14 protein-coding genes and 1 pseudogene are annotated in these 21651 nt (G+C 72.1%); 10 read left to right on the forward strand and 5 right to left on the reverse strand.

Going from position 1 to position 21651, the window contains the following annotated elements:
* Positions 1–23: 23 nt before the first annotated feature.
* On the reverse strand, positions 24–821 hold the full coding sequence (yaaA, locus tag ACN28G_RS06585; RefSeq protein ID WP_091436213.1) for a peroxide stress protein YaaA: 798 nt from the start codon (positions 819–821) through the stop codon (positions 24–26).
* Positions 822–884: 63 nt separating this feature from the next.
* Here yaaA and ACN28G_RS06590 point away from each other — a divergent pair, with 63 nt between their 5' ends.
* The 3 genes from ACN28G_RS06590 (at position 885) to ACN28G_RS06600 (ending at position 4692) form a co-directional block, all read left to right on the forward strand.
* Entirely contained in the window at positions 885–1931 is a 1047-nt protein-coding gene (locus ACN28G_RS06590) for an App1 family protein (protein WP_091436215.1), read from the forward strand.
* Positions 1932–2050: 119 nt separating this feature from the next.
* Positions 2051–3877 carry an asparagine synthetase B family protein gene (locus ACN28G_RS06595; protein ID WP_091436218.1) on the forward strand — a complete coding sequence of 609 codons (1827 nt, stop codon included), beginning with the start codon at positions 2051–2053 and terminating at the stop codon, positions 3875–3877.
* Between the two features lie 161 nt (positions 3878–4038).
* Positions 4039–4692, forward strand: a complete 654-nt coding sequence (locus ACN28G_RS06600; protein ID WP_091436220.1) for a hypothetical protein — start codon at positions 4039–4041, stop codon at positions 4690–4692.
* 30 nt (positions 4693–4722) lie between these two features.
* Here the strand turns inward: ACN28G_RS06600 and glgB are convergent, their stop codons facing one another.
* Together glgB and ACN28G_RS06610 are read right to left on the reverse strand one after the other, a co-directional pair.
* The gene (gene glgB, locus ACN28G_RS06605; protein WP_421478697.1) at positions 4723–6825 is read right to left on the reverse strand and encodes a 1,4-alpha-glucan branching protein GlgB; all 2103 of its coding nucleotides are present in this window, start codon (positions 6823–6825) and stop codon (positions 4723–4725) included.
* Entirely contained in the window at positions 6813–8996 is a 2184-nt protein-coding gene (locus ACN28G_RS06610) for a maltotransferase domain-containing protein (protein WP_421478698.1), read from the reverse strand. The genes glgB and ACN28G_RS06610 overlap by 13 nt, the downstream gene beginning before the upstream one ends.
* 85 nt (positions 8997–9081) lie before the next feature.
* On the opposite strand from ACN28G_RS06610, the gene ACN28G_RS06615 reads away from it, so the two are divergent.
* The 3 genes from ACN28G_RS06615 (at position 9082) to ACN28G_RS06625 (ending at position 12334) form a co-directional block, all read left to right on the forward strand.
* Positions 9082–9537, forward strand: coding sequence for a type II toxin-antitoxin system VapC family toxin (locus tag ACN28G_RS06615; protein WP_421478699.1), 456 nt, complete (start codon positions 9082–9084; stop codon positions 9535–9537).
* Between the two features lie 414 nt (positions 9538–9951).
* Positions 9952–10815 (forward strand): helix-turn-helix domain-containing protein, encoded by an 864-nt coding sequence (locus ACN28G_RS06620; RefSeq protein WP_421478700.1) that lies wholly within the window; start codon positions 9952–9954, stop codon positions 10813–10815.
* Positions 10816–10972: 157 nt separating this feature from the next.
* Positions 10973–12334, forward strand: a complete 1362-nt coding sequence (locus ACN28G_RS06625) for an O-antigen ligase family protein (RefSeq protein ID WP_421478701.1) — start codon at positions 10973–10975, stop codon at positions 12332–12334.
* A gap of 20 nt (positions 12335–12354) precedes the next feature.
* On the opposite strand, the gene glgA is transcribed toward ACN28G_RS06625, so the two are convergent.
* On the reverse strand, positions 12355–13554 hold the full coding sequence (gene glgA / locus ACN28G_RS06630) for a glycogen synthase (RefSeq protein WP_421478702.1): 1200 nt from the start codon (positions 13552–13554) through the stop codon (positions 12355–12357).
* A gap of 72 nt (positions 13555–13626) precedes the next feature.
* Here glgA and glgC point away from each other — a divergent pair, with 72 nt between their 5' ends.
* The 4 genes from glgC (at position 13627) to ACN28G_RS06650 (ending at position 20376) form a co-directional block, all read left to right on the forward strand.
* Positions 13627–14859 carry a glucose-1-phosphate adenylyltransferase gene (glgC, locus tag ACN28G_RS06635; protein WP_091436233.1) on the forward strand — a complete coding sequence of 411 codons (1233 nt, stop codon included), beginning with the start codon at positions 13627–13629 and terminating at the stop codon, positions 14857–14859.
* Positions 14860–14890: 31 nt separating this feature from the next.
* On the forward strand, positions 14891–16534 hold the full coding sequence (gene pgm / locus ACN28G_RS06640; RefSeq protein ID WP_421478703.1) for a phosphoglucomutase (alpha-D-glucose-1,6-bisphosphate-dependent): 1644 nt from the start codon (positions 14891–14893) through the stop codon (positions 16532–16534).
* 94 nt (positions 16535–16628) lie between these two features.
* Entirely contained in the window at positions 16629–18815 is a 2187-nt protein-coding gene (locus ACN28G_RS06645; protein WP_421478704.1) for an acyltransferase family protein, read from the forward strand.
* A 10-nt stretch (positions 18816–18825) separates the two neighbouring features.
* Positions 18826–20376, forward strand: coding sequence for an oligosaccharide flippase family protein (locus ACN28G_RS06650; RefSeq protein WP_421478705.1), 1551 nt, complete (start codon positions 18826–18828; stop codon positions 20374–20376).
* A gap of 112 nt (positions 20377–20488) precedes the next feature.
* Here the strand turns inward: ACN28G_RS06650 and ACN28G_RS06655 are convergent.
* Positions 20489–21511, reverse strand: a pseudogene (locus ACN28G_RS06655) (O-antigen ligase family protein); the annotation flags it as partial.
* Positions 21512–21651 lie beyond the last annotated feature (140 nt).

Genomic DNA, 21651 nt, shown 5'->3' on the forward strand with positions numbered 1-21651 from the left:
GGTGGCCGGCTTGCGGTGGCCGGTCAGAGTTCGGCCACCACCACGTCGACCTGCCGGGGGCGGCCGGCGGTCACCGGTGCCTCCTGCACGGTGTACTTCAGCTCCCGCAGCGCGCCGACCAGCTCGGCGGCGGTGCGTGGCCGGGCGCCGGCGGTCAGCAGGTCCCGGACCAGCCGGCCCTTGGTGGCCTTGTTGAAGTGGCTCACCACCGACCGGACCACGCTGCCGTCGACTACCCGTTCGTGCAGCACCCGGACGGTCACCGTGCGCTCGGCCAGCTCACCACGGGGGGTCCAGGTCGAGGCGTACGCCCCGGAGCGCAGGTCGAGCAGGGGTCCGTCGGCGGCCGCGGCGGCCATCGCCGACGGCAGCTCCCGTCGCCAGTACGCCGGCAGCGGCCCCGGACCGGGCAGCCGCGCCGAGATCGGGCAGCGGTACGGCGGAATCCGGTCGGTCAGCCGCAGCGCCCCCCAGAGGCCGGAGGAGATCAGCACCGACCGGGCCGCCGAGCGTCGGGCGGCCGGGGCGAGCGTGTCGAGGTCGAGGGCGGCGTAGAGCACCCCGGTGTAGACCTGTCCGGCCGGGGCGGTCGCCGCCCGGTCGAGCCGGGTGTTGCGGCGTACTTCGGCGCGCTGCCCCGGGCCGAGCCCGAGCGCGTCGAGCGCGGCCGTGTCGTCCGGTGCGGCGCAGAGTGCGCCCAGCGCGTCCAGCACCCGTTGCCGGGCCGGATTCAACTCGGGCAGGCTGAGTCGGGACAGGTCGAGCCGCCGGCCGGTGCCGGTGTCGATCTTGCCTTCCGAGGGCGGCAGCAGGATGAGCATGCGGGTCGGGGCTCCTCTCGCCTCGCGTGGCCGGGGTCGGCCGGGTGTGGCAGGGTGGCAGGCGTGTCACCGAAAAGCGTCGGCGAACTGGCCGTACCCACCCTGCACCGCGCCGCGCGGATCGAGGACGCCGTGCACCAGTTGGTCGAGCGTCGGCTGCGGCGTACCGGGTGGCGGATCAACATCATCGCGTACACCGGCTACGGCGCGCCCGGCTGGGTGCGGGTGATGTGCCGGGTGCTGCTCGGTCGACCGGATCCGGACGACCGCCGGCGGGGCCGGCTGGAGAAGGTACGGGGCTGGCGCAGCTTCGCCACCCTGCCGGCCAAGCACGTCACGGTCACCATCGACGCGGGGGGCGTACGGCAGCAGGCGAAGGCCGACCGCAGCGGTTTCGTGGAGACCGTGGTCAAGGCCGACCTGCCGCCCGGCTGGGGGACGGTACGGATCAGCCTGCCCGACGCCGAGCCGGTGGACGCGCCGGTGCGCATCCTCGACCCGGAGGTCCGCTTCGGCATCCTCTCCGACATCGACGACACGGTGATGGTCACCGCGCTGCCCCGGCCGCTGCTGGCCGCGTGGAACACCTTCGTTCTCGACGAGCACGCCCGTAACGCGGTGCCCGGCATGGCGGTGCTCTACGAGCGCCTGGTCACCGCGCATCCCGGCGCCCCGGTGTTCTACCTCTCCACCGGCGCGTGGAACGTCGCGCCGACGTTGACCCGCTTCCTCTCCCGGCACCTCTACCCGGCCGGGCCGCTGCTGCTGACCGACTGGGGCCCGACCCACGACCGGTGGTTCCGCAGCGGCCGGGAGCACAAGCGGGCCACCCTGGAGCGGCTGTCCCGGGAGTTCCCCGACGTGCGGTGGCTGCTGGTCGGCGACGACGGCCAGCATGACCAGGAGATCTACCGCGAGTTCGCCGCCGGCCACCCGGGCAACGTGGCCGGGGTGGCGATCCGGCGGCTCTCGCCCACCCAGGCGGTCCTCGCCGGCAGCCTGCCCGCGCCGCTGGACCGCCGGAGCGAGGGTACGGCGCGGCAGAAGTGGCTCTCCGCGCCGGACGGGGCGGGGCTGTGGCAGTTGCTGCGCGAGGCCGGCATGGTCTGACCGGGCTCGATTTCGCGGTTTGGCCGCCGGGTCGTCCTCTGCTCCGATTAGGGTAATGAAATGTCTGGTTTAATCCCGCGTGGGGTTATCCGGGGTCTCATCACCGTGGGGAGAGCACGATGTGCGGCGTCTGTGGGGTGGTCGGCGACTCCGGCCGACGCGCCGGTGGCCTGAACCTGGTCGTCGGGATGAACGCCGCCCAGCGGCACCGGGGCCCGGACGGTGACGCCACCTGGGCGGGGCCCGGGGCGGTGCTGGGGCACACCCGGTTGGCCGTGGTCGACCTCTCCGACGGCGGCCGACAGCCCTTCGTCAGCACCGACGGCACCGTCGCCGTGGTCTTCAACGGCGAGATCTACAACCACGGGGAGCTGCGTCGCCGGTACGCCCTGACCACCGCCGAGGAGTGTGACGGGGCCATCCTGCCGGAACTCTGGGCCCGCCTGGGCACCGAGATGTTCGGCCACCTGCGGGGCATGTACGCCATCGCCGTGCACGACGCCCGGCAGGCCACCACGACGCTGGCCCGCGACCCGTTCGGGATCAAACCGCTCTACTGGTCGTCGACCGGGCACGGGCTGGCCTTCGCCTCCGAGTGCCGGTCGCTGCTGCCGCTGCACCCCGACGCGGCGCTGCGGGCCGACGCGTTGCACCGGTTCGTGGCCTTCGGCGCGATCGGCGCGGACGCCTCGCCGTTCACCGGCATCTCGGCGGTACCGGCCAACGGCTGGATCCAGTGGGGTGCCGACCGCACGGTACGCCGGGGTGTGGCGCGACCGGATCTGCTCACCGACCTGCCACCGACCACGCCGGCCGAGCTGCGGGCGGCCTTCCTCGACTCGGTCGCCCACCATCTGGGCAGCGACGTGCCGGTGGCGCTGCTGCTCTCGGCCGGCTTGGACTCGGCCGCCCTGGCCTGGGCCGGCCGGGAACTCGGCACCGAGCTGGTCTGCGTCACCGTCGATCAGGACGGGGTGATGGGCGAGTCGTCCCGGGCGGCGCGCTGGGCGGACGAGCTCAGCCACCCGCACGTGTGTGTCACCACCCGGCCCGACCTGGCCGACGTGCGGCACTACCTTGCCGCGATGCAACGGCCGTCTATCGACGGGCTCAACACCTTCGTGGTCAGCCGGGCCGTGGCCGGGATCGGCCTGAAGGTCGCCCTTTCCGGCCTCGGCGGGGACGAGATCCTGGCCGGCTATCCCGTCTTCCGGATGCTGCGGGCGTTGCCCCTGCTGCGGGCCGCCGACCGGCTGCGGCTGTCCCGGCTGCTGGCCGGGCTCGCCCCCGCCGACCGGCGGAAACTGGCCCTGCTGGCCGGCCCCGGGGGTCCCCGGGACGCCGCCGGCCTGGGTACGCTGGCCCGCCGGTTGACCGCCGAGCCCGAGCTGCGGCGCCTGCTGCCCTGGGCCGGGCCCACGGTGCCGGCGGAGTCCACCGGTGACCGGTCGGCCCTCGCCCTGTCCCGGTACGAGATCCGGAACTACCTGGGCGCGGTGCTGCTACCCGACGGCGACGCCTTCTCGATGGCCTGCTCGGTGGAGCTGCGGGTGCCCTTCGTGGACGTGCCGTTCGCCCGGCGGGCCCTGGCCCTCGACCCCAGACGTGGCGTCGGCAAGCGCGGCTTCGCCGCCTGCCTCGACGATCGTGGGCTCCGCCGGGTCGCGGCCCGCCGCAAGCAGGGCTTCACCCTGCCGATGGACCGGTGGATGCGCAGCGGACCGCTGGCGCCCGTGGTGCGCGCCGCCGCCGCGCCGGACGCGCCGGTACGCGAGGTCCTCGACCGCGCCGGGGTGGACGCGGTGCTCGCCGGTTGGCGGACCGGTGCCCTGCCCTGGACCAGGGCCTGGCAGGTGGCGGTCCTGGACGGCTGGCTGCGTACCCTGGATACGTCCGTGGTCCGGCTGCGGCACGACCCGGCGGACTCGCCCCTCGTCGTGGCCTGACGCCCGCGCCCCGCTCCCGTCGTCACCCCTTTCCCCGTGCGGAGCCATGATCGCCTCGCGTGGCCGCTCCGGATCGGGTGTGGCAGGGTGGCGAAGTGCCACCGACACCCGACCAGCGTGTTGGCAGGTGTCGGCTGCCCGGGCGGTGACAGGAGCTGTTGATGGAGATCGAAGCGGAGATCCGGGACCTCACCGGCCAGTTGACCGAAGAGGCAGGCGAGGCCGTCCGGACACTCACCGACGACCAGAAGCGTCGGCTGCTCGACGACCAGGCGGTCCGAGACGGGCGGGCCGACCTGTCACAGGAGCGGTCCGCCCTCGCCAGTCACACCTGGGTTCGGGATCGGATCTTCCAGCTGCAGACAGAGCAGTGGCGACCCGAACAACCGTACCTCCACCACCACCACAACCTCGGAGCCGACGGTGTCTGGGTGCCCAACCCCGGTCATATCGCCGTCCGAGAGCAGGACGAGGGTCAGTGGCTCAAGTATCGCTACCTGACGAAACAGGCAGAGGCGAGGACGCAGCCGGAGGAGTGGGAGGAGTTCGACTACCTCCGTAAGCTGGGGCGCGGCACCTCCGAACGGCTCATCGAAGAGCAGCAGGAGCAGGTGACGACAGCGAAGACCAGACTCCGCGACGCTGTCGACACCGTGGTCGGCAGGCTGAGATCCACGGCGGGTGGCGTCGATCCGCGCGTGTCCCAACAGGCCAACGTACGGATCCAGGCACCTGTCGTTCCGACCGGCGGCAAGCACGGCCGGCCCCGCCCGGACGACACGCCGAGCCCAGCTCGGAAGCGTTCCCGAAACTGAGCTCCGGCCCCGACGGTGGCTGCCCCGGCGTCAGACCGGCCGTAGCCAGAGCGCGCCCAGCGGCGGGACCCGCAGCGTCACCGAGGCGGGCTGGCCGTGCCAGGCGATGTCCTGGGCGTGCACCTCGCCCAGGTTCCCCACCCCCGAGCCGCCGTAGTGGTGGGCGTCGGTGTTCAGCACCTCGGCCCAACGTCCGCCCCGGGGCACCCCCACCCGGTACTCCTCCAGCGGCAGCGCCGAGAAGTTGACCACGCAGACCAGGGTCTGGCCGTCCGGTGCGATCCGGACGAAGGAGATGGTGTTGTTGGCCAGGTCGTCCCCGGCCAGCCAGCGGAAACCGGCCGGCGAGGTGTCCTGCGCGTACAGCGCCGGGGCGTCCCGGTAGACCCGGTTCAGGTCGGCCACCAGCCGCTGGACGCCGGCGCGCGCCGGGTCGTGCAGCAGGTACCAGTCCAGGCCGCGTTCCTCGCTCCACTCCCGCTCGTCACCCAGCTCACAGCCCATGAAGAGCAACTGCTTGCCCGGATGCGCCCACATGTACGCCAGCAGTGCCCGCACGTTGGCCAGTCGCTGCCAGGTGTCGCCGGGCATCTTCGCCACCAGGCTGCCCTTGCCGTGCACCACCTCGTCGTGGCTGATCGGCAGCACGTAGTTCTCGCTCCAGGCGTACGCCAGGGAGAAGGTGAGCTGGTGGTGGTGGTGCTGGCGGTAGATCGGGTCCTTCGAGGTGTAGAGCAGGGTGTCGTGCATCCAGCCCATGTTCCACTTGAACCCGAAGCCGAGCCCGCCCTCGGAGGTCGGTCTGGTCACCCCCGGCCAGGCGGTGGACTCCTCGGCGATCATCACCACCCCGGCGTGCCGCTTGTAGACGGTGGCGTTGACCTCCTGCAGGAAGGCGATCGCCTCCAGGTTCTCCCGGCCGCCGTACTGGTTGGCGGCCCACTGGCCCTCCGGCCGGGAGTAGTCCAGGTAGAGCATCGAGGCGACCGCGTCCACCCGCAGCCCGTCGACGTGGAACTCGTCGCACCAGTAGAGCGCGTTGGCGACCAGGAAGTTGCGGACCTCCCGGCGGCCGAAGTCGAAGACGTACGTGCCCCAGTCGGGGTGCTCGCCCCGGCGCGGGTCCGGGTGCTCGTAGAGCGGGGTGCCGTCGAAACGCGCAAGCGCCCACTCGTCCTTGGGGAAGTGCGCGGGCACCCAGTCCAGCAGCACGCCGATGCCGGCGCCGTGCAGGGTGTCGACCAGGTGCCGGAAGTCGTCCGGGGCACCGAAACGGGAGGTTGGCGCGAAGTAGCCGGTGACCTGGTAACCCCAGGAGCCGCCGAACGGGTGCTCCATCACCGGCAGGAACTCCACGTGGGTGAAGCCCAGCTCCACCACGTACGCGGTCAGCTGCTCGGCCAGCTCCCGGTAGCCCAGGCCGGGTCGCCAGGAGCCCAGGTGCACCTCGTACACGCTCATCGGCTCCTGGTGCGGCTGGCGCTGCGCCCGCGCGGCCAGCCAGTCCCCGTCGGACCACTGGTACGTCGAGTGGTGCACCACCGACGCGGTGGCCGGCGGCACCTCCGCGTACGCCGCCATCGGGTCGGCCTTGTCCCGCCACTGCCCGTCGGCGCCGAGGATCCGGTACTTGTAGCGCTGCCCGGCGTGTGCCCCCGGCACGAAGATCTCCCACACGCCGCTGGATCCCAGCGACCGCATCGACCAGCCCTCGTACGCGCCCCAGCCGGTGAAGTCCCCGACCACCCGGACCCCCCGGGCGTTCGGCGCCCAGACCGCGAACGCCACCCCGTCGTCGCGTACCCGCGCGCCCAGGGCCTCCCAGAGCCGCTCGTGCCGGCCCTCGCCGATCAGGTGCAGGTCCAGCTCGCCCAGGCTCGGCGGGTGCCGGTACGGGTCGTCGACGACGGTGCCGTCCACGTCGAGCCGGTAGTCGAGCACCGTGCCGGGCAGGGTGACCTCGAAGATCCCCACGTCGTGCACCCTTCGGGCGGGGTGCCGCTCGCCGCCGACCAGCACGGTCACCGTCCGCGCCCCCCGGCGCAGGGTACGCAGGGTGGTCCGGCCGTCGGCGGGATGCGCGCCGAGGACCCCGTGCGGGTCGTGCGTCTCGCCGGCGATCAACTGGTCCATCGGGCGTCGTCCTTCGTCGCGGAGTCGGTCGGTGCGGGCGCGGTGGCTGTGGTGCCGGTCGGTGTGGTGCCCGTCTGGTCGCCGTCGGCGGGGGCGGGGGTGGTCGGTGCGGTGCCGCCGGAGAGGTCGTCCGGCACGTCCGCCGTGGTCAGCTCGGGCGGGGCGTCGGCTGCTTCGGCCGGCGTGGGCGACACGGCCGCGACGGTCCCCGGGCGGCGCAGCGTCAGCACGTGTGCCGGTTGAAGATACGGGTCGAGGCGGACCGCGTTGCGCTGGCCCCAGTCGTAGCTCGCCCCGGTCAGCTCGTCGTGGACGGTGAACCGGTCGTGCCAGTCCAGGCCGAGCGCCGGCATGTCCAGGGTGGTGTTGCCCCACTGCACGGCGCGCGAGTCGAACGAGCAGACCACCAGCACGGTGTTGCCGGTGGCCGGGTCGTGTTTGGACCAGCAGAGCAGCGCTGGGTTGTCGATGTCGTGGAAGACCAGGTTGCGCAGCCGGTGCAGGGCGGGGTTGTCCCGGCGTACCCGGTTGAGGGTGGCCACGAACGGCGCGAGGGACCGCCCCTGGGCCTGCGCGCCGGCCCAGTCCCGGGGGCGCAGCTCGTACTTCTCGTTGTCCAGGTACTCCTCGGCGCCGGGGCGGGCGACGTGTTCGAACAGCTCGAAGCCGGCGTACATGCCCCAGGAGGGGCTGAGCAACGCGGCCAGCACCGCCCGGATCTTGAACATCGGCGGGCCGCCGTGCTGCAGGGAGGAGTGCAGGATGTCCGGGGTGTTCGGCCAGAAGTTCGGCCGCATGTGGTCGGCCGCGGCGACCAGCTCCTCGCAGTACTCCCGCATCTGCGCCGCCGTCGTGCGCCAGGTGAAATAGGTGTACGACTGGGTGAAGCCGATCTTGCCCAGCCCGTGCATGATCGCCGGGCGGGTGAACGCCTCGGCCAGGAAGAGCACGTCCGGGTCGGTCCGCTTGACCTCGGCGATCAGCCAGTGCCAGAAGTCGAACGGCTTGGTGTGCGGGTTGTCGACCCGGAAGATCTTGACGCCCTCGCCTACCCAGTGCCGCACCACCCGCAGCACCTCGGCCCGGATCCCCTCGGGATCGTTGTCGAAGTTCACCGGGTAGATGTCCTGGTACTTCTTCGGCGGGTTCTCCGCGTAGGCGATCGTGCCGTCGGCCCGGGTGGTGAACCACTCCGGATGCTCGGTCACCCACGGGTGGTCCGGGGCGCACTGCAACGCCAGGTCCATCGCCACCTCCAGGCCCTGCCCGGCGGCGGCGGCGACGAAGTCGCGGAAGTCCTGCGGCGTACCCAGGTCGGGGTGGATGGCGTCGTGCCCGCCCTCGGCCGCGCCGATCGCCCACGGCGAGCCGACGTCGTCCGGGCCGGCGGTCAGCGCGTTGTTGCGCCCCTTGCGGTTGATCCGGCCGATCGGGTGGATCGGCGGCAGGTAGAGCACGTCGAAGCCCATCGCCGCGACCCCGGCCAGCCGGGCCGTGGCGGTGCGGAAGGTGCCCGAGCGGGCCGGGGCGTCCGCGGTGGCCAACACCGCCCCCTCGGAGCGCGGGAAGAACTCGTACCAGGCGGAGAAGAGCGCCCGGGGCCGGTCCACCCAGATCCGGTACGGCTCGCCGGTGGTCACCAGCTCCCGCACCGGGTACGCCCAGAGCAGGTCGGCCAGCTCCAGCGCCGGGGCGACCCGTCGGGACAGCGCCAGCCCGTCGTCGCCCAGCGCGGTGACCGCCGCCTCGACCCGGCCCCGGTCGGCGGCCTCGACCAGCTCGCGGGCGGCGGTCAGCACCCGCGCCCCCTCGGCCAGGTCGTTTGCCAGCTCGGCCGCGCCCTGCCCGGCGGCGACCTTCTTCGTCACCGCGTTCTGCCAGGTCAGGTACGGATCCTGGAACGCCTCGACGGTGAAGATCCATTCGCCGACCGCGTCCGGCACGATGGTGGCGTGCCAGCGGTCCTGCCCCGGCTCGCCGGGCCGCATCCGGGTGAACGGCCGGGCCCGCCCGTCCGGGCCGAGCCAGACCACGTTGCAGCCCAACGCGTCGTGGCCCTCGCGGTAGGCCCGCGCGGCCACCGGCACCACCTCACCGACCACCGCCTTGGCCGGGTAGCGACCGCAGGAGACGGCGGGGGACACGTCTTCGATCGGGAACCGTCCACTCACCCGATCAACCTACCTGTGCGAGATCCCTTCGCGCGCGGTCACGCACGTCGGTGGCCGCTTCCCGCGCCCCCGATGGAGCTGCTGCGTGGCGAGTGAACGGCTTTGGGTGCTGCCCTCGCGCGCGCCGGAGACGGTGACGACCCTGGTCGACACCAACGTGTTGCTGGATGTGTTGACCGAGGACCCGAAATGGGCACCGTGGTCGGAGGCGGCGCTGGCCGAGGCCCGCGACGCCGGCAACCTGGTGATCAACCCGATCGTCTACGCCGAGGTCTCGATCCGGTTCGAGCGCATCGAGATGTTGGACGAGGCGCTGCCCGCCGGAGACTTCCTCCGCGAGGAACTGCCCTACCCGGCCGGCTTCCTCGCCGGTAAGGCGTACGCGCGATATCGCCGCCTGGGTGGGATGAAACGGGCACCGCTGGCCGACTTCAACATCGGAGCGCACGCGGCGGTGTGTGATTACACCCTGCTCACCCGCGACGGCGCACGCTATCGGACGTACTTTCCCAGCCTCCGATTGCTTACCCCCGACGCCTGACTTCCCCCCGCCCAGAGGTAAGGAAGGGCCCCTTCTTAACACTCTTGCGGTCGTCAGGGCGGGCGTAGGTCCCCCCTTGAAAGCTCTTGGAAATTTGTGCCCCTCGGGGCCGCTTTCTTCCAAGATCTTTCTGTCCGTTCTGCACCCGATCTCGTTGCCGGGGCGTTCAGCCAGTCAGCCGCCCCGAGTGCTGCGAATGTGTCGATCAGGCGGGTGGCTCGGGGGCGACGAAGGACCCCTTGCCTTGGTGGACCGGTGCCCGGTGGACCGCCCCCGTTGCCCGACGGGGACCAGGTGCCCTGCCCGCCGTCGGGCCCGGCCCTCGTCGGTTTCCCGCCGGGACCACGTCTACGGGGTGACCGTCGCGGTGGTCGTGCTGGTCCTGGTGGTGGTCGGGGTCCTCGGGTGGCGGTGGTGAACGAGTTGCCGGTGGGCCGGCGGATGGCGCACTGGCGGGTCCGGCGGAACATGACGCAGCAGCAGTTCGCCGACCGGATCGGCAAGTCCAAGAGCTGGGTGGACAAGGTCGAGCGTGGGGTACGCCGACTGGAACGGGTGTCCAGCCTGCGGGAGGCCGCCGAGGCGCTGCGGATCGACCTGGAGCCGCTGGTGGCACAGCAGCCCGGCCGGCCCGGTCCGGTCGCCAGCGGCCTGGAGGCGGTACGGACCGCGCTGGCGCGGTACCCGGAGGTGTTGGGGTTGCTGCCCGACCTGCTCGACGGGGTCCGCCAGGCGCGGGCCGTCCGGCCGGGACGGTTGGTCGAGGGCCTGCTGGTGTCGGCGTACGGGCTGGTCGCGCTGGCCCTGGTGAAGGTGGACCAGAGGGAGTTGGCCTGGCTGGCCGCCGACCGGGGGATGACGCTAGCCCTGGCGGTGGACGATGCGCAGCTGGCCGCCGCCGCGACCGTACCGCTGTGTCAGGCGCTGCGGGCCGGCGGGCGGCGACACTCGGCGATGGAGGCGGCCCGGGTGGTCGCCACCGCCGCGCTCGGCGATCCGGCGGCGGCGATCCGGCGGCACGAGCGGTTGCGGGCCGGGCCGGGGTGGCGGTGGCTGCCTACCGAGCATCGGGCGGCGTACCTGCTCGACGCGGCCCGGGCCTACGCCCTGGCCGGCGACATGCGTCGGGCCGGGCGGAGCGTGCTCGACGCGGAGCGGACCGCCCGGGGCGAGGTCCACGACCGACCCGAGGTACGCGACCTGGTCGCCGTGGTCGCCCGCGCACCGACCGCCCCGGCGGACCTGACCCGCCTCGCCGCCGACCTCCGGGTCAGCTGATTCCCGATCGCGGCGTACCGGAACCTGAAGTTCCGCTAATCTGACAGATGAGGATGAATGTAGCGAAAAGGATTCGTGGCATGAATTGCTGGTACGTTCCGGAGACCCGCTCGACAGTCGGGGTCGTCAGCGAGTTGTTGTCCTGATGCCTGTCGACGTGCCGGACAGCGGGGAGCTCGTCAGCCTTCTGGTGCTGGTCGGGATCCTGGTTCCCCTGCTGTGTTTGATTCCGGTCAACGCGGTGGTGGTCCTCTGGGGAGCGGTGTTACCGATCTACGCCACCAGCGGCGTGCAGACGCAGTTCTTCGACGCCGCCCGGGTCGGTTGCGCGGTCGTGGTGCTGCTGCGGACCCGACCGTCCGGCACGACGACCGGGTGGCGCAACGCCCGTAGCTGGTTGTTCCTGGTCGGTCTGCTCGGCTGCTACGTCGCGGTGGTCGGCCTGCTCCACGGCGACACCAAAACCCCGACCCTCGGCGTGTCGATGGTGTGTTCGGTGCTGGTCGCGGCGGTGGCGGCCAGACGGGCCGGACTGGGGGGACAAATTCTGCTCGGCTACGCGATCGGGGTGTGCTGCAGCGCGTCGGTGGTGTTGCTACAGGCGTTGGATCTACCCAATCCCGCGCGATCGATGAAGTTCAACGGGCGGCTGTGGGGGCTCGGTAGCAACGCCCCCCGGGTGTCGCTGCAGTTGGCGATCGGATGTGTGCTGCTGCTGGTACGGGGGCTGGGCGCGAAACCCGTCATCCAGTTGGCGGCATTCTCCGGGATGGCGGTGTGTTTCTCGGCACTGCTGGCGGTCGGCGGTCGGGAGGGCATCGCAGCGTTGGCGTGCGCGCTGGTGGTGATCATGTGCCAACGCCTGTTGCGGTGGTGGCAACTGGTGACGGGGGCGGGGGTACTCGCCGCAGCCGCTGTCGTGATCTCTGCCGTTGGCATCGAGATGACCACCATTGACCGGTTCTCCGACCCGTACATGGGCTCAGAGCCCGGATCGGGGGATTTCACCACCGGCCGTGCCGCCCTGCTGGGGGAGTCCCTGACGGCGTTTTCGCGACACTGGCTGTTCGGCATCGGAACCGATCAGTTCCAGATCCTGTACAACTATTCGGGCAGGTTCCATGGCGCGACGACACCGCACGTCGCGCCGCTGACCTTCGCCGTCGCGGCCGGGATCGTGGGTGGTGCGATCGCCACCTACCTGTTCTTTCGGCTGGCCCACCTGGTGTTCACCTCGACCACCCGGCCCGGTGACGCGCGGACGGCGACAGCGGGAGCCGTCGGCGCGGCCCTACTGGTCTCGGCGCTGCTGGAGCCGACAGGTCCCTTCCAGGGGGTGGAGCTGACCGTCCTCTCCGTGCTGGCGGTGACCGTGCTGTCCGAGCGTCTCGCCGCGCGGGGCACCCCGCGAGGGCGCTCCCACCGACTCCCCGCCGTACCGGTCGCCGGTGTACAGCGGGCGCCGATGCCGTCCCAAGCCCTTGGTGAACGGGGCACCCTTCTCTACCCGAAGCGTTAACAGGGGGCCCTTCCTTACCGCTATCGGAGGGAGCGGTAGAGGTCGAGGGTGCGGCCGGCGACGGCGTCCCACGAGAAGTGCTCGACCGCCCGGGAACGGCCGGCCTTGCCCAGGGCGGCCGTCCGCGCCGGATCGGCAAGCAGTGTGGTGATCGCGAAGGCCAGGTCGGCGACGAAGCGCTCCGGGTCCAGCGGGGTGCCGGAGCCGTCGTCGGCCTGCTCGATCGGCACCAGCAGGCCGGTCTCGCCGTCGGCGACCACCTCCGGGATGCCGCCGGTGGCGGTGGCCACGACGGCGGTCTCGCAGGCCATCGCCTCCAGGTTGACGATCCCCATCGGCTCGTAGATCGACGGGCAGACGAAGACGGTGGCGTGCGTGAGCACCTGGATCACCTCGGGCTTGGGCAGCATCTCGGCCACCCAGACCACCCCGGTACGGCCGGCCCGCAGCTCGGCCACCAGCGCCTCCACCTCGGCGGCGATCTCCGGGGTGTCCGGGGCGCCGGCGAGCAGCACGAGCTGGGTGTCGGCGGGCAGCTCCCGGGCGGCCCGCAGCAGGTAGGGCAGGCCCTTCTGCCGGGTGATCCGCCCCACGTAGACCACGCTGGGGCGGGCCGGGTCGACGCCGAGCCGGGTCAGCACGTCGGTGTCGTGGTCCGGGGCGTACTGGACGGTGTCGATGCCGTTGTGGATCACGTGCACCCGGTCCGGATCCACCGTCGGGTACGCGGCCAGCACGTCGCGCCGCATCCCCGCGCTGACCGCGATCACCGCGTCGGCGGCCTCGTACGCGGTCCGCTCGACCCAGGAGGACAACGCGTACCCGCCGCCGAGCTGCTCGGCCTTCCACGGACGCAGCGGCTCCAGGCTGTGCGCGGTCACCACGTGCGGCACCCCGTGCAGCAGCTTGGCGGTGTGCCCGGCGAAGTTGGCGTACCAGGTGTGGCTGTGTACCACGTCGGTGCCGGCGCAGGCGGCGGCCATCTCCAGGTCGACGCCCATGGTGCGCAGGGCGGCGTTCGCGCCGGCCAGCCCGGCCGGGTCGGCGTACCCGGTGACGCCCGGTTCGGTGCGCGGCGCGCCGAAGCAGTGCACCCGCACGTCGGCGAGTCGGCGCAGCTCCCGGGCCAGGTACTCGACGTGCACCCCGGCGCCGCCGTACACCTCCGGCGGGTACTCCCGGGTCAGCAGGTCGACGCGCAGCGATGAGGAGTCGGTCATGACCTCGCACCCTAGTGCAGAAGACTCGTCGTACGAGTGGTGAAGTCGGACGCGGGTGGTTAGCGTCTGACCATGGCTGCGAAGGTGCTTGCGATCGTCCTGGCGGGAGGCGAGGGTAAGCGCCTCATGCCGCTGACCACCGACCGGGCGAAACCCGCTGTCCCGTTCGGCGGGATGTACCGGATGGTGGATTTCGTCCTCTCCAACCTGGCGAACGCCGGTTATATCAAGATCGTCGTGTTGACCCAGTACAAGTCGCACTCGCTGGACCGGCACATCACCAAGACCTGGCGGATGTCGACCCTGCTGGGCAACTACGTCACCCCGGTGCCGGCGCAGCAGCGTCGGGGCCCGTGGTGGTTCGCCGGCTCGGCCGACGCGATCTACCAGAGCCTCAACCTGGTCCACGACGAGCAGCCCGACCACGTGATCGTCTTCGGTGCCGACCACATCTACCGGATGGACCCGCGGCAGATGGTCGAGGACCACATCGCCTCCGGCGCGGCGGTGACGGTGGCCGGCATCCGTCAACCGCTCTCCACCGCCGACCAGTTCGGGGTGATCGAGGTCGGCGAGGACGGCCGCCGGATCCGGGCGTTCCGGGAGAAGCCCACCGACGCCGTCGGCCTGCCCGACGCACCCGACGAGATCTACGCCTCGATGGGCAACTACGTCTTCACCACCAAGGCGCTGCTGGAGGCGGTGGAGACCGACGCGGCGGACAAGACCAGCAAGCACGACATGGGCGGCAGCATCATCCCGATGCTCGTCGAGCGGGGCGAGGCCAACGTCTACGACTTCCGCGACAACGAGGTCCCCGGCAGCACCGACCGGGACCGGGGCTACTGGCGCGACGTGGGGACGCTCGACTCGTTCTACGACGCGCACATGGATCTGATCAACGTGCACCCGATCTTCAACCTCTACAACTTCGAGTGGCCGATCTACACCGAGCAGCCGCCGTACCCGCCGGCGAAGTTCGTCCACCAGTGGGGGGAGCGGGTCGGCCGGGCGGTCGGTTCGATGGTCTCGCCCGGTGCGGTGATCTCCGGCTCGCTGGTGGAGAACTCGATCGTCTCGCCCAAGGTCAAGGTCCACTCCTGGGCGCACGTCGACGGTTCGGTGCTGATGGAGGGGGTGGACATCGGCCGGCACGCCGTGGTCCGCCGGGCCATCCTGGACAAGAACGTGGTCGTTCCCGAGGGCACCGAGATCGGTGTCGACCTGGAGAAGGACCGCCAGCGCTACACCGTGTCCGACAATGGCATCGTGGTGATCGGCAAGGGTCAACGCGTCGAGCCGTGAGCCGTCCACCGAACTCAGGAGGTACCCCGAAGTGGCCCATCCCCGTGCCGGTCAGCCCGCCGAACCCGCCGACCTGGTCGACGTGCCGAGGTTGCTGACCGCCTACTACGCCGAGCACCCCGACCCGCAGGACCCGGCGCAGCAGGTCTCCTTCGGCACCTCCGGGCACCGGGGATCCAGCCTGCGACGGGCCTTCAACGAGCGGCACATCCTGGCCGTCACCCAGGCGCTCGTCGACTACCGACGGGCCAACGGCGTCGACGGGCCGCTCTTCCTCGGCCGGGACACCCACGCGCTCTCCGCGCCGGCCACCGTCAGCGCGCTGGAGGTGCTCGCCGCCAACAACGTCACCGTCCTGCTGGACAGCCGGGACGGCTACACCCCGACCCCGGCCCTGTCGCACGCCATCCTCCGGCACAACCGGGAGCGCCGCTCGGGGCTCGCCGACGGCATCGTGATCACCCCGTCGCACAACCCTCCCGACGACGGCGGCTTCAAGTACAACCCCACCCACGGCGGGCCGGCCGACACCGACGTCACCCGGTGGATCCAGGACCGGGCCAACGAGCTGCTCGCCGCCGACCTGGCCGGGGTCAGGCGGATCCCGTACGCGCGGGCCCGCGCCGCCGACACCACCGGCGAGTACGATTTCCTCGCCCACTACGTCGACGACCTGCCCGCCGTGCTCGACCTCGACGCGATCCGCGACGCCGGGGTACGCATCGGCGCGGACCCGCTGGGCGGGGCCAGCGTCGCCTACTGGGGCGAGATCGCCGAGCGGCACCGGCTCGACCTCACCGTGATCAACCCGACAGTCGACCCGACCTGGCGGTTCATGACCCTCGACGGCGACGGCAAGATCCGGATGGACTGTTCGTCGCCGAACGCGATGGCCTCGCTGATCGCTGCCCGGGACGCGTACGCCGTCAGCACCGGCAACGACGCCGACGCCGACCGGCACGGCATCGTCACCCCCGACGCGGGTCTGCTCAACCCCAACCACTACCTGGCGGTGGCGATCGGTCACCTGTTCCGTACCCGGGACCGGTGGGGCGCCGCCGCGGCGGTCGGCAAGACCCTGGTCTCCTCGTCGATGATCGACCGGGTCGCCGCCGACCTGGGCCGCCCCCTGCTGGAGGTGCCGGTCGGCTTCAAGTGGTTCGTCCCGGGCCTGCTCGACGGCACGGTCGGCTTCGGCGGTGAGGAGAGCGCCGGGGCGTCCTTCCTGCGCTGCGACGGCAGCACCTGGACCACCGACAAGGACGGCATCCTGCTCTGCCTGCTCGCCGCCGAGATCATCGCCACCACCGGCCGGAGCCCGAGCGAGCACTACGCCGAGCTGACCGCGCGGTTCGGCGCGCCCGCGTACGCCCGGATCGACGCACCGGCCACCCGGGAGGAGAAGGCGGCCCTCGGCAAGCTCTCCCCGGAGCAGGTCACGGCGACCGAGCTGGCCGGCGAGCCGATCACCGCGACGCTCACCACGGCACCCGGCAACGGCGCGTCGATCGGCGGCCTGAAGGTGACCACCTCGTCGGGCTGGTTCGCCGCCCGGCCCTCCGGCACCGAGGACGTCTACAAGATCTACGCCGAGTCGTTCCAGGGGCCCGAGCACCTCACCCGGATCCAGCAGGAGGCCCAGGACCTGGTCACGGAGGTGCTCAAGCAGGCCTGACCGACGTCACCACCGCTTCGCCCGGGTCGTTGGGTCTGCTGTCGGCACCGTACCGGTGCCCGCATCCCGACTCACGACCTGCGGCGAGGCAACGATGGCGTGGCGCACGGCGCCGACGGCGACGCGACCGGGCGTCCGCGGTCAGGGCGATTCCCGGGTCGGTTTCCCGGTCGGCTTCCGGGCCGACATCGAGGGCCTGCGGGCGGTGGCGGTGCTGCTGGTGCTCGTCGGGCACGCCGCCCCGGCGGTGCTGCCCGGCGGCTACGTCGGGGTGGACGTCTTCTTCGTCATCTCCGGTTTCCTGATCACCGGACTGCTCGCCGAGGAGCTGGACCGCACCGGGCGGATCTCGCTGACCGCCTTCTACGCCCGCCGGGCCCGCCGCCTGCTGCCGGCGGCGGGTCTCGTGCTGCTGGCCAGCCTGCTGCTCGCCCTCCTCTTCCTGCCCCGGGTGCGGTGGGCCTCGACCGGCTGGGACGTGGTGGCCAGCGCCCTGTACGTGATGAACTGGCGGCTGGCCGAGCGGGCGGTGGACTACCTGGCCGTCGGGCAGGCGGACAGCCTGCTGCAGCACTACTGGTCGCTGGCGGTGGAGGAGCAGTTCTACCTGCTCTGGCCGCTGCTGATGATCGTGGTGGCCACCGGCTTCGGTCGCCGTCGTGCCGCCCGGGTGGCCGGTTCCGCCGGCCTGTCGGGTCTGCTGCTGCTGGGCGTGGCCGCCGTCGGCATACCGTCGTTCGTCTGGTCGGTGCTGTCGACCGCCAGCGACCCGGAGCGGGCCTACTTCGTCACCACCACCCGGCTCTGGGAGTTGGCGCTCGGTGCCGTGGTGGCCGTACTCGGTCTGCGGTGGGGTCGGCTGCCGAGTGCGCTCGGTGCGACCCTGGCCTGGCTGGGTCTCGGCGCGATCGGCGTGGCGGCCGTGCTGTTCGGCGCGGACACCCGGTTTCCCGGGGCGCTCGCCCTGCTGCCGACCCTCGGGGCCGCCGCGGTGATCGTCGGCGGGCTACGGCCGGGCCGGGCCGGACCGGGCCGGCTGCTCGGGCTGCGGCCGATGCGGGCGGTCGGCGCGCTCTCCTACTCGCTCTACCTCTGGCACTGGCCACTGCTCGTCGCCGCCGGGGCGTACTTCGGCGAGCTGGCCACCCCGGCCGCGATCGGGGTCGTCGCCTTCGCCGTGCTGCCGGCCGTGCTCACCCACCGGTACCTGGAGCAGCCGGTACGCCGGGCACCGCTGTTCACCTACCACCCCGGTGCGGCCCTGCAGCTCGGCGCCACCTGCACCGGGTTCGCCCTGGTCGCCGGGCTGCTGTTCCAGTTCACCGTCTGGCCGCCCGCACCGCGCCCCGGTGCGCTGGTGCTGCCGCCGCTGGACGCCTCCTCCGCCGCGCCGGGCCGGAGCACGCCGGCCGTGCCACTGACCGGTGCGGCGGTGCTGGCGCAGGATCCCCGGGACGACCCGAAGGGCGCGCCGGTCGACCGGGTACCGACGATCACCCCTGACCCCACCGTCGCGTACCAGGACGTCGCGGACGTGTACCGGCAGGACTGCATCTCCCCGGGTGACGACGCCACCGTCCTGGAGTGCGTCTACGGCGACCGCGACGCGGAGTACGTCGTCGCCCTCGCCGGGGACTCCCAGGCGGCCCAGTGGGTGCCGGCGATGCAGGCGGTGGCCGAGGCCAACGGGTGGCGACTGGTCACCTACCTGAAGACCGGCTGCCCGTACCAGGAGATGCCGATACCGGTCGGCCGGGGTGACGCGCTCTACCGGACGTGCGTCGAGTGGAACGACCGGTTGCGGCCCCGGCTCACCGCGAGCGCCAAGCCGGATCTGCTCGTGCTCTCCAACGTGACGTACCGGCCGTTCGAGGACGGCCGCCTGGTCCCCGGTGAGGAGGGCCTGGCCAGGTCGGTGCGGGCGATGAAGGCGACCTGGTCGCAGGCGGTCCGGGCCGGCGTGCCGGTCGTCCTGATCAGGGACATCCCCTATCAGGACATGGACGTGTCCGAGTGCGTGTCACGCCATCCCGAGCGGTTGACCACCTGCACCACCGCGCGACGCGAGGCGCTGGAACCCGGCGAGGCGCAGGCCCGCGCCGCCGGGCAGGCGTCCGGGGTGCGACTGGTCGACCTGACCGACGCGATCTGTCCCACGCAGCGCTGCGCGCCGGTCATCGGGGGAGTGCTGGTCTACCGGGACACCAGTCACCTCACCGCCACGTACGTGCAGACGTTGGCGCCCCGGCTGCGCGACGCGCTCGAACGGGTCGCCTCGTGAGCCGCTGGGCGTGCCGGTCGCCGAGTCGCCGGGCGCGCCCGTGCCGGTCGCCGAGTCGCCGGGCGCGCCCGTGCCGGTCGCCGAGCCACTGAGCACGGTGTCGCGGGACGGGCGGCACCGCCGGCCGCCGGACCGCCGGGCGCCCTCGGCCGCGCGGAGCCGGCGGATGCTCTCCGGCGTCGTTGCCGCCGTGTTCGGACGCGGGGTCGCCGCGCTGATGCCGTTGGCGCTCGTCCCGGTCACCCTGCCCTACCTGGGGGCCGCCCGGTACGGGCTGTGGATGACGGTGACCGCGTTCACCGGCATGGCGGCCTTCGCCGATCTCGGGCTGGGCAACGGCCTGTTGACCAAGCTGGCCCCGTGCCACTCGACAGGCGACACCCGGCGCGGTCGCCGGTACGTCTCCACCGCCTACGCGATGCTCGGCGCGTTGGCCGGGGTCGGCTGCCTGCTGCTCTGGTCGCTGTCGGGTCTGGTCGACTGGGCCGGGCTGGTCAACGCCGACCCGTCGGCCGCGGGCGAGGCGCACGCGGTCGTGCTGGTCTGCCTGACCGCCTTCCTGGTGAACCTGCCGCTGGCCCTGGTGGTGCAGGTGCAGTACGCCTGTCAGGAGGTGGGGCGCAGCAGCCTCTGGCAGGCGGTGGGCGGGTTGACCGCCGTACCCCTGGTGCTCGGCGCGATCCAGCTGCGCCTGTCACCGCTGGTGGTGATCGGCGCCACGGTCTGCGCCCCGATCCTGACCAACCTGGCGAACAGCGTCTGGCTCTACACCCGACGGCTGCCCGGGTACGCCCCCCGGCCGGGTCACGTCGACCGCTCGGTGGCCCGCGAACTCGGGCGCCTCGGTGGGGTCTTCGTGGTCCTGGCCCTGCTGGGCGCGGTGGCTACCAACATCGACGCGCTGATCGTCGCGCACACCCTGGGCCTGGCGGCGGTGACCAGCTACTCCGTGCCGGCCAGGCTGTGCGCCCTGCTCGGCATGGTCGTCGCGGTGCTCAACGCGCCGCTCTGGCCGGCCACCGCCGACGCGCTCACCCACGGCGACGAGACCTGGGTACGGCGGACGACCCGCCGGATGACCGTCGTCTCGACGTCGGTGATGCTGACCGCCTGTGCGCTTGTGGTGTCCACCGGGGACCTGCTGCTCTCGGTGGGCCTGCCCGGCGGCCTGCCGGAGGTGGACCGCTGGCTGTTCGCGGGGCTGGCCGGCTGGTGGTTGCTGCTGGCCCTGATCTCGCCGAGGTTCATGGTGCAGAACGCGCTGGGGGTGCTCTGGCCGCAGGTGGTGGGCTGGCTCGGCTACCTCGCCCTGGCGCTGCCGGTGAAGTGGTACGGGGCGACCCGCGTCGGCCTGGTGGCGGTCCCGTTCGTCGGGGTCGCCGGCTACCTGGTCACGATCGTGCCCGCTGCGCTGGTCGGATACCGGCTGGCGCTGCGTGACCGGTGGCCGGCGTCGGCTGCGTCAGCGCGACCGGCGCCGGGTGGGCCAGCGCGACCGGCAGCATCGACACCAGACCCAACGTCAACAGGGCGACCGGTGACGTCTCCCAGTGGCCGGTGAGCCAGAGCGGCAGTTGGGTGACCAGCAGCAGGCAGGCCACCCGTCGGCTCGCGGACACGGTGTGCCGTAGCGGACCGGCCAGCGCGAAGATGAAGATCCCGAGGTAGAGCAGGACGCCGATCAGCCCCACGTCGTTGCCGAGCGCGAGGAGCAGGTTGTGCGCGCCGACGTGCAGTCGTCCGGTGACGACGAACATTCCGGGGCCGATGCCGAGCAGCGGCGCCGAGGCCCAGGAGGACAGCGCCTCCGGCCAGAGCAGCATCCGGCCGGACAGGTCGCCGGTGGGACGGCCCAGGACCGCGTCGAGCCAGAGCAGCTCCGGGGTGAACCGGACGTACCAGCCGATCGAGATGACGAGCATGGCGGCCGGGGTGACCACCAGGACCGCGGTGCGCATTCCCGCCGGGGCGAACCGGCTGAGCAGCAGGTAGCAGATGCCGAGGAAGGCACCGACCACGGCTCCCCGGGTCCCGGCGAGCAGGACCGCCCAACCGAGCACGGTCAGGGCCACCACCAGGCCGACCTGTTCGACCCTGGTCCTGGGTCGGAGCAGGAGCAGGAGGGTGGCGAGCAACATCCCACCCAGCAGCGTGTAGGCGGTGTAGTTGATGTTGCTGTCGTCCTGCACGTAACGGGTGGACAACTCGACCATCGAGGTACGGATCAGGGACTGGGTCGGATCACCGCCGGTGAGCAGATTGCCGGCGGTGATCAGGGTGCCCGCGATGCCACCGTAGGCGACGCAGAACAGGGCGGTGCGGGTGCGTACGACCATCCGGGTCGCCACGAAGACCAGGCAGGCCGTCGCGTACAACTGCGCCATCCAGGCGGCGGCCGTGGCGTCGGTCGACCACAGCACCGCGAGGTAGGCCCAGGCGGCGAGGACCAGGGCCAGCACCTCGGGCACCCGGATCACGCAACGCCGGCCGCTGACCAGGATGACCAGGATGGCCAGGACGGCGCCGTAGTGGCTGACCAGACTCGGTTGCCAGGCGGCGAGTAGGGCGAGCAGGGCGAGCAGGGCGATCCCCGGGCGCTGCCACCGTGAGCCGGAGGGCTTCCCGGCCGGCACGTCGTCGGTGCTGCCCACCTGCGCCCACGGGGCGGCTGGCACGAGTGCTGTCCTCACTGGCATGTCCTCCAGGGCAGCGCCCACCCGTGAGGAGATCTCACGGCAATTGGGACGCTATGGGCGATTGATTCCTCACCCTACTTCGCACCCGCACCCGGAACAGGCGAATGCGCCCGGTGGTCCACGAGACCACCGGGCGCAGC

Source organism: Micromonospora sp. WMMA1923 (genome assembly GCF_049179195.1).
GTDB classification, from domain to species: domain Bacteria; phylum Actinomycetota; class Actinomycetes; order Mycobacteriales; family Micromonosporaceae; genus Micromonospora; species Micromonospora yangpuensis.

What these genes read in the sequence shown, in the direction of transcription:
- yaaA (WP_091436213.1), bottom strand. Translation starts at nt 821, where the DNA reads ATGCTCATCCTGCTGCCGCCCTCGGAAGGCAAGATCGACACCGGCACC.
- ACN28G_RS06595 (WP_091436218.1), top strand. Translation starts at nt 2,051, where the DNA reads ATGTGCGGCGTCTGTGGGGTGGTCGGCGACTCCGGCCGACGCGCCGGT.
- ACN28G_RS06600 (WP_091436220.1), top strand. Translation starts at nt 4,039, where the DNA reads ATGGAGATCGAAGCGGAGATCCGGGACCTCACCGGCCAGTTGACCGAA.
- glgB (WP_421478697.1), bottom strand. Translation starts at nt 6,825, where the DNA reads ATGGACCAGTTGATCGCCGGCGAGACGCACGACCCGCACGGGGTCCTC.
- glgA (WP_421478702.1), bottom strand. Translation starts at nt 13,554, where the DNA reads ATGACCGACTCCTCATCGCTGCGCGTCGACCTGCTGACCCGGGAGTAC.
- glgC (WP_091436233.1), top strand. Translation starts at nt 13,627, where the DNA reads ATGGCTGCGAAGGTGCTTGCGATCGTCCTGGCGGGAGGCGAGGGTAAG.
- ACN28G_RS06645 (WP_421478704.1), top strand. Translation starts at nt 16,629, where the DNA reads ATGGCGTGGCGCACGGCGCCGACGGCGACGCGACCGGGCGTCCGCGGT.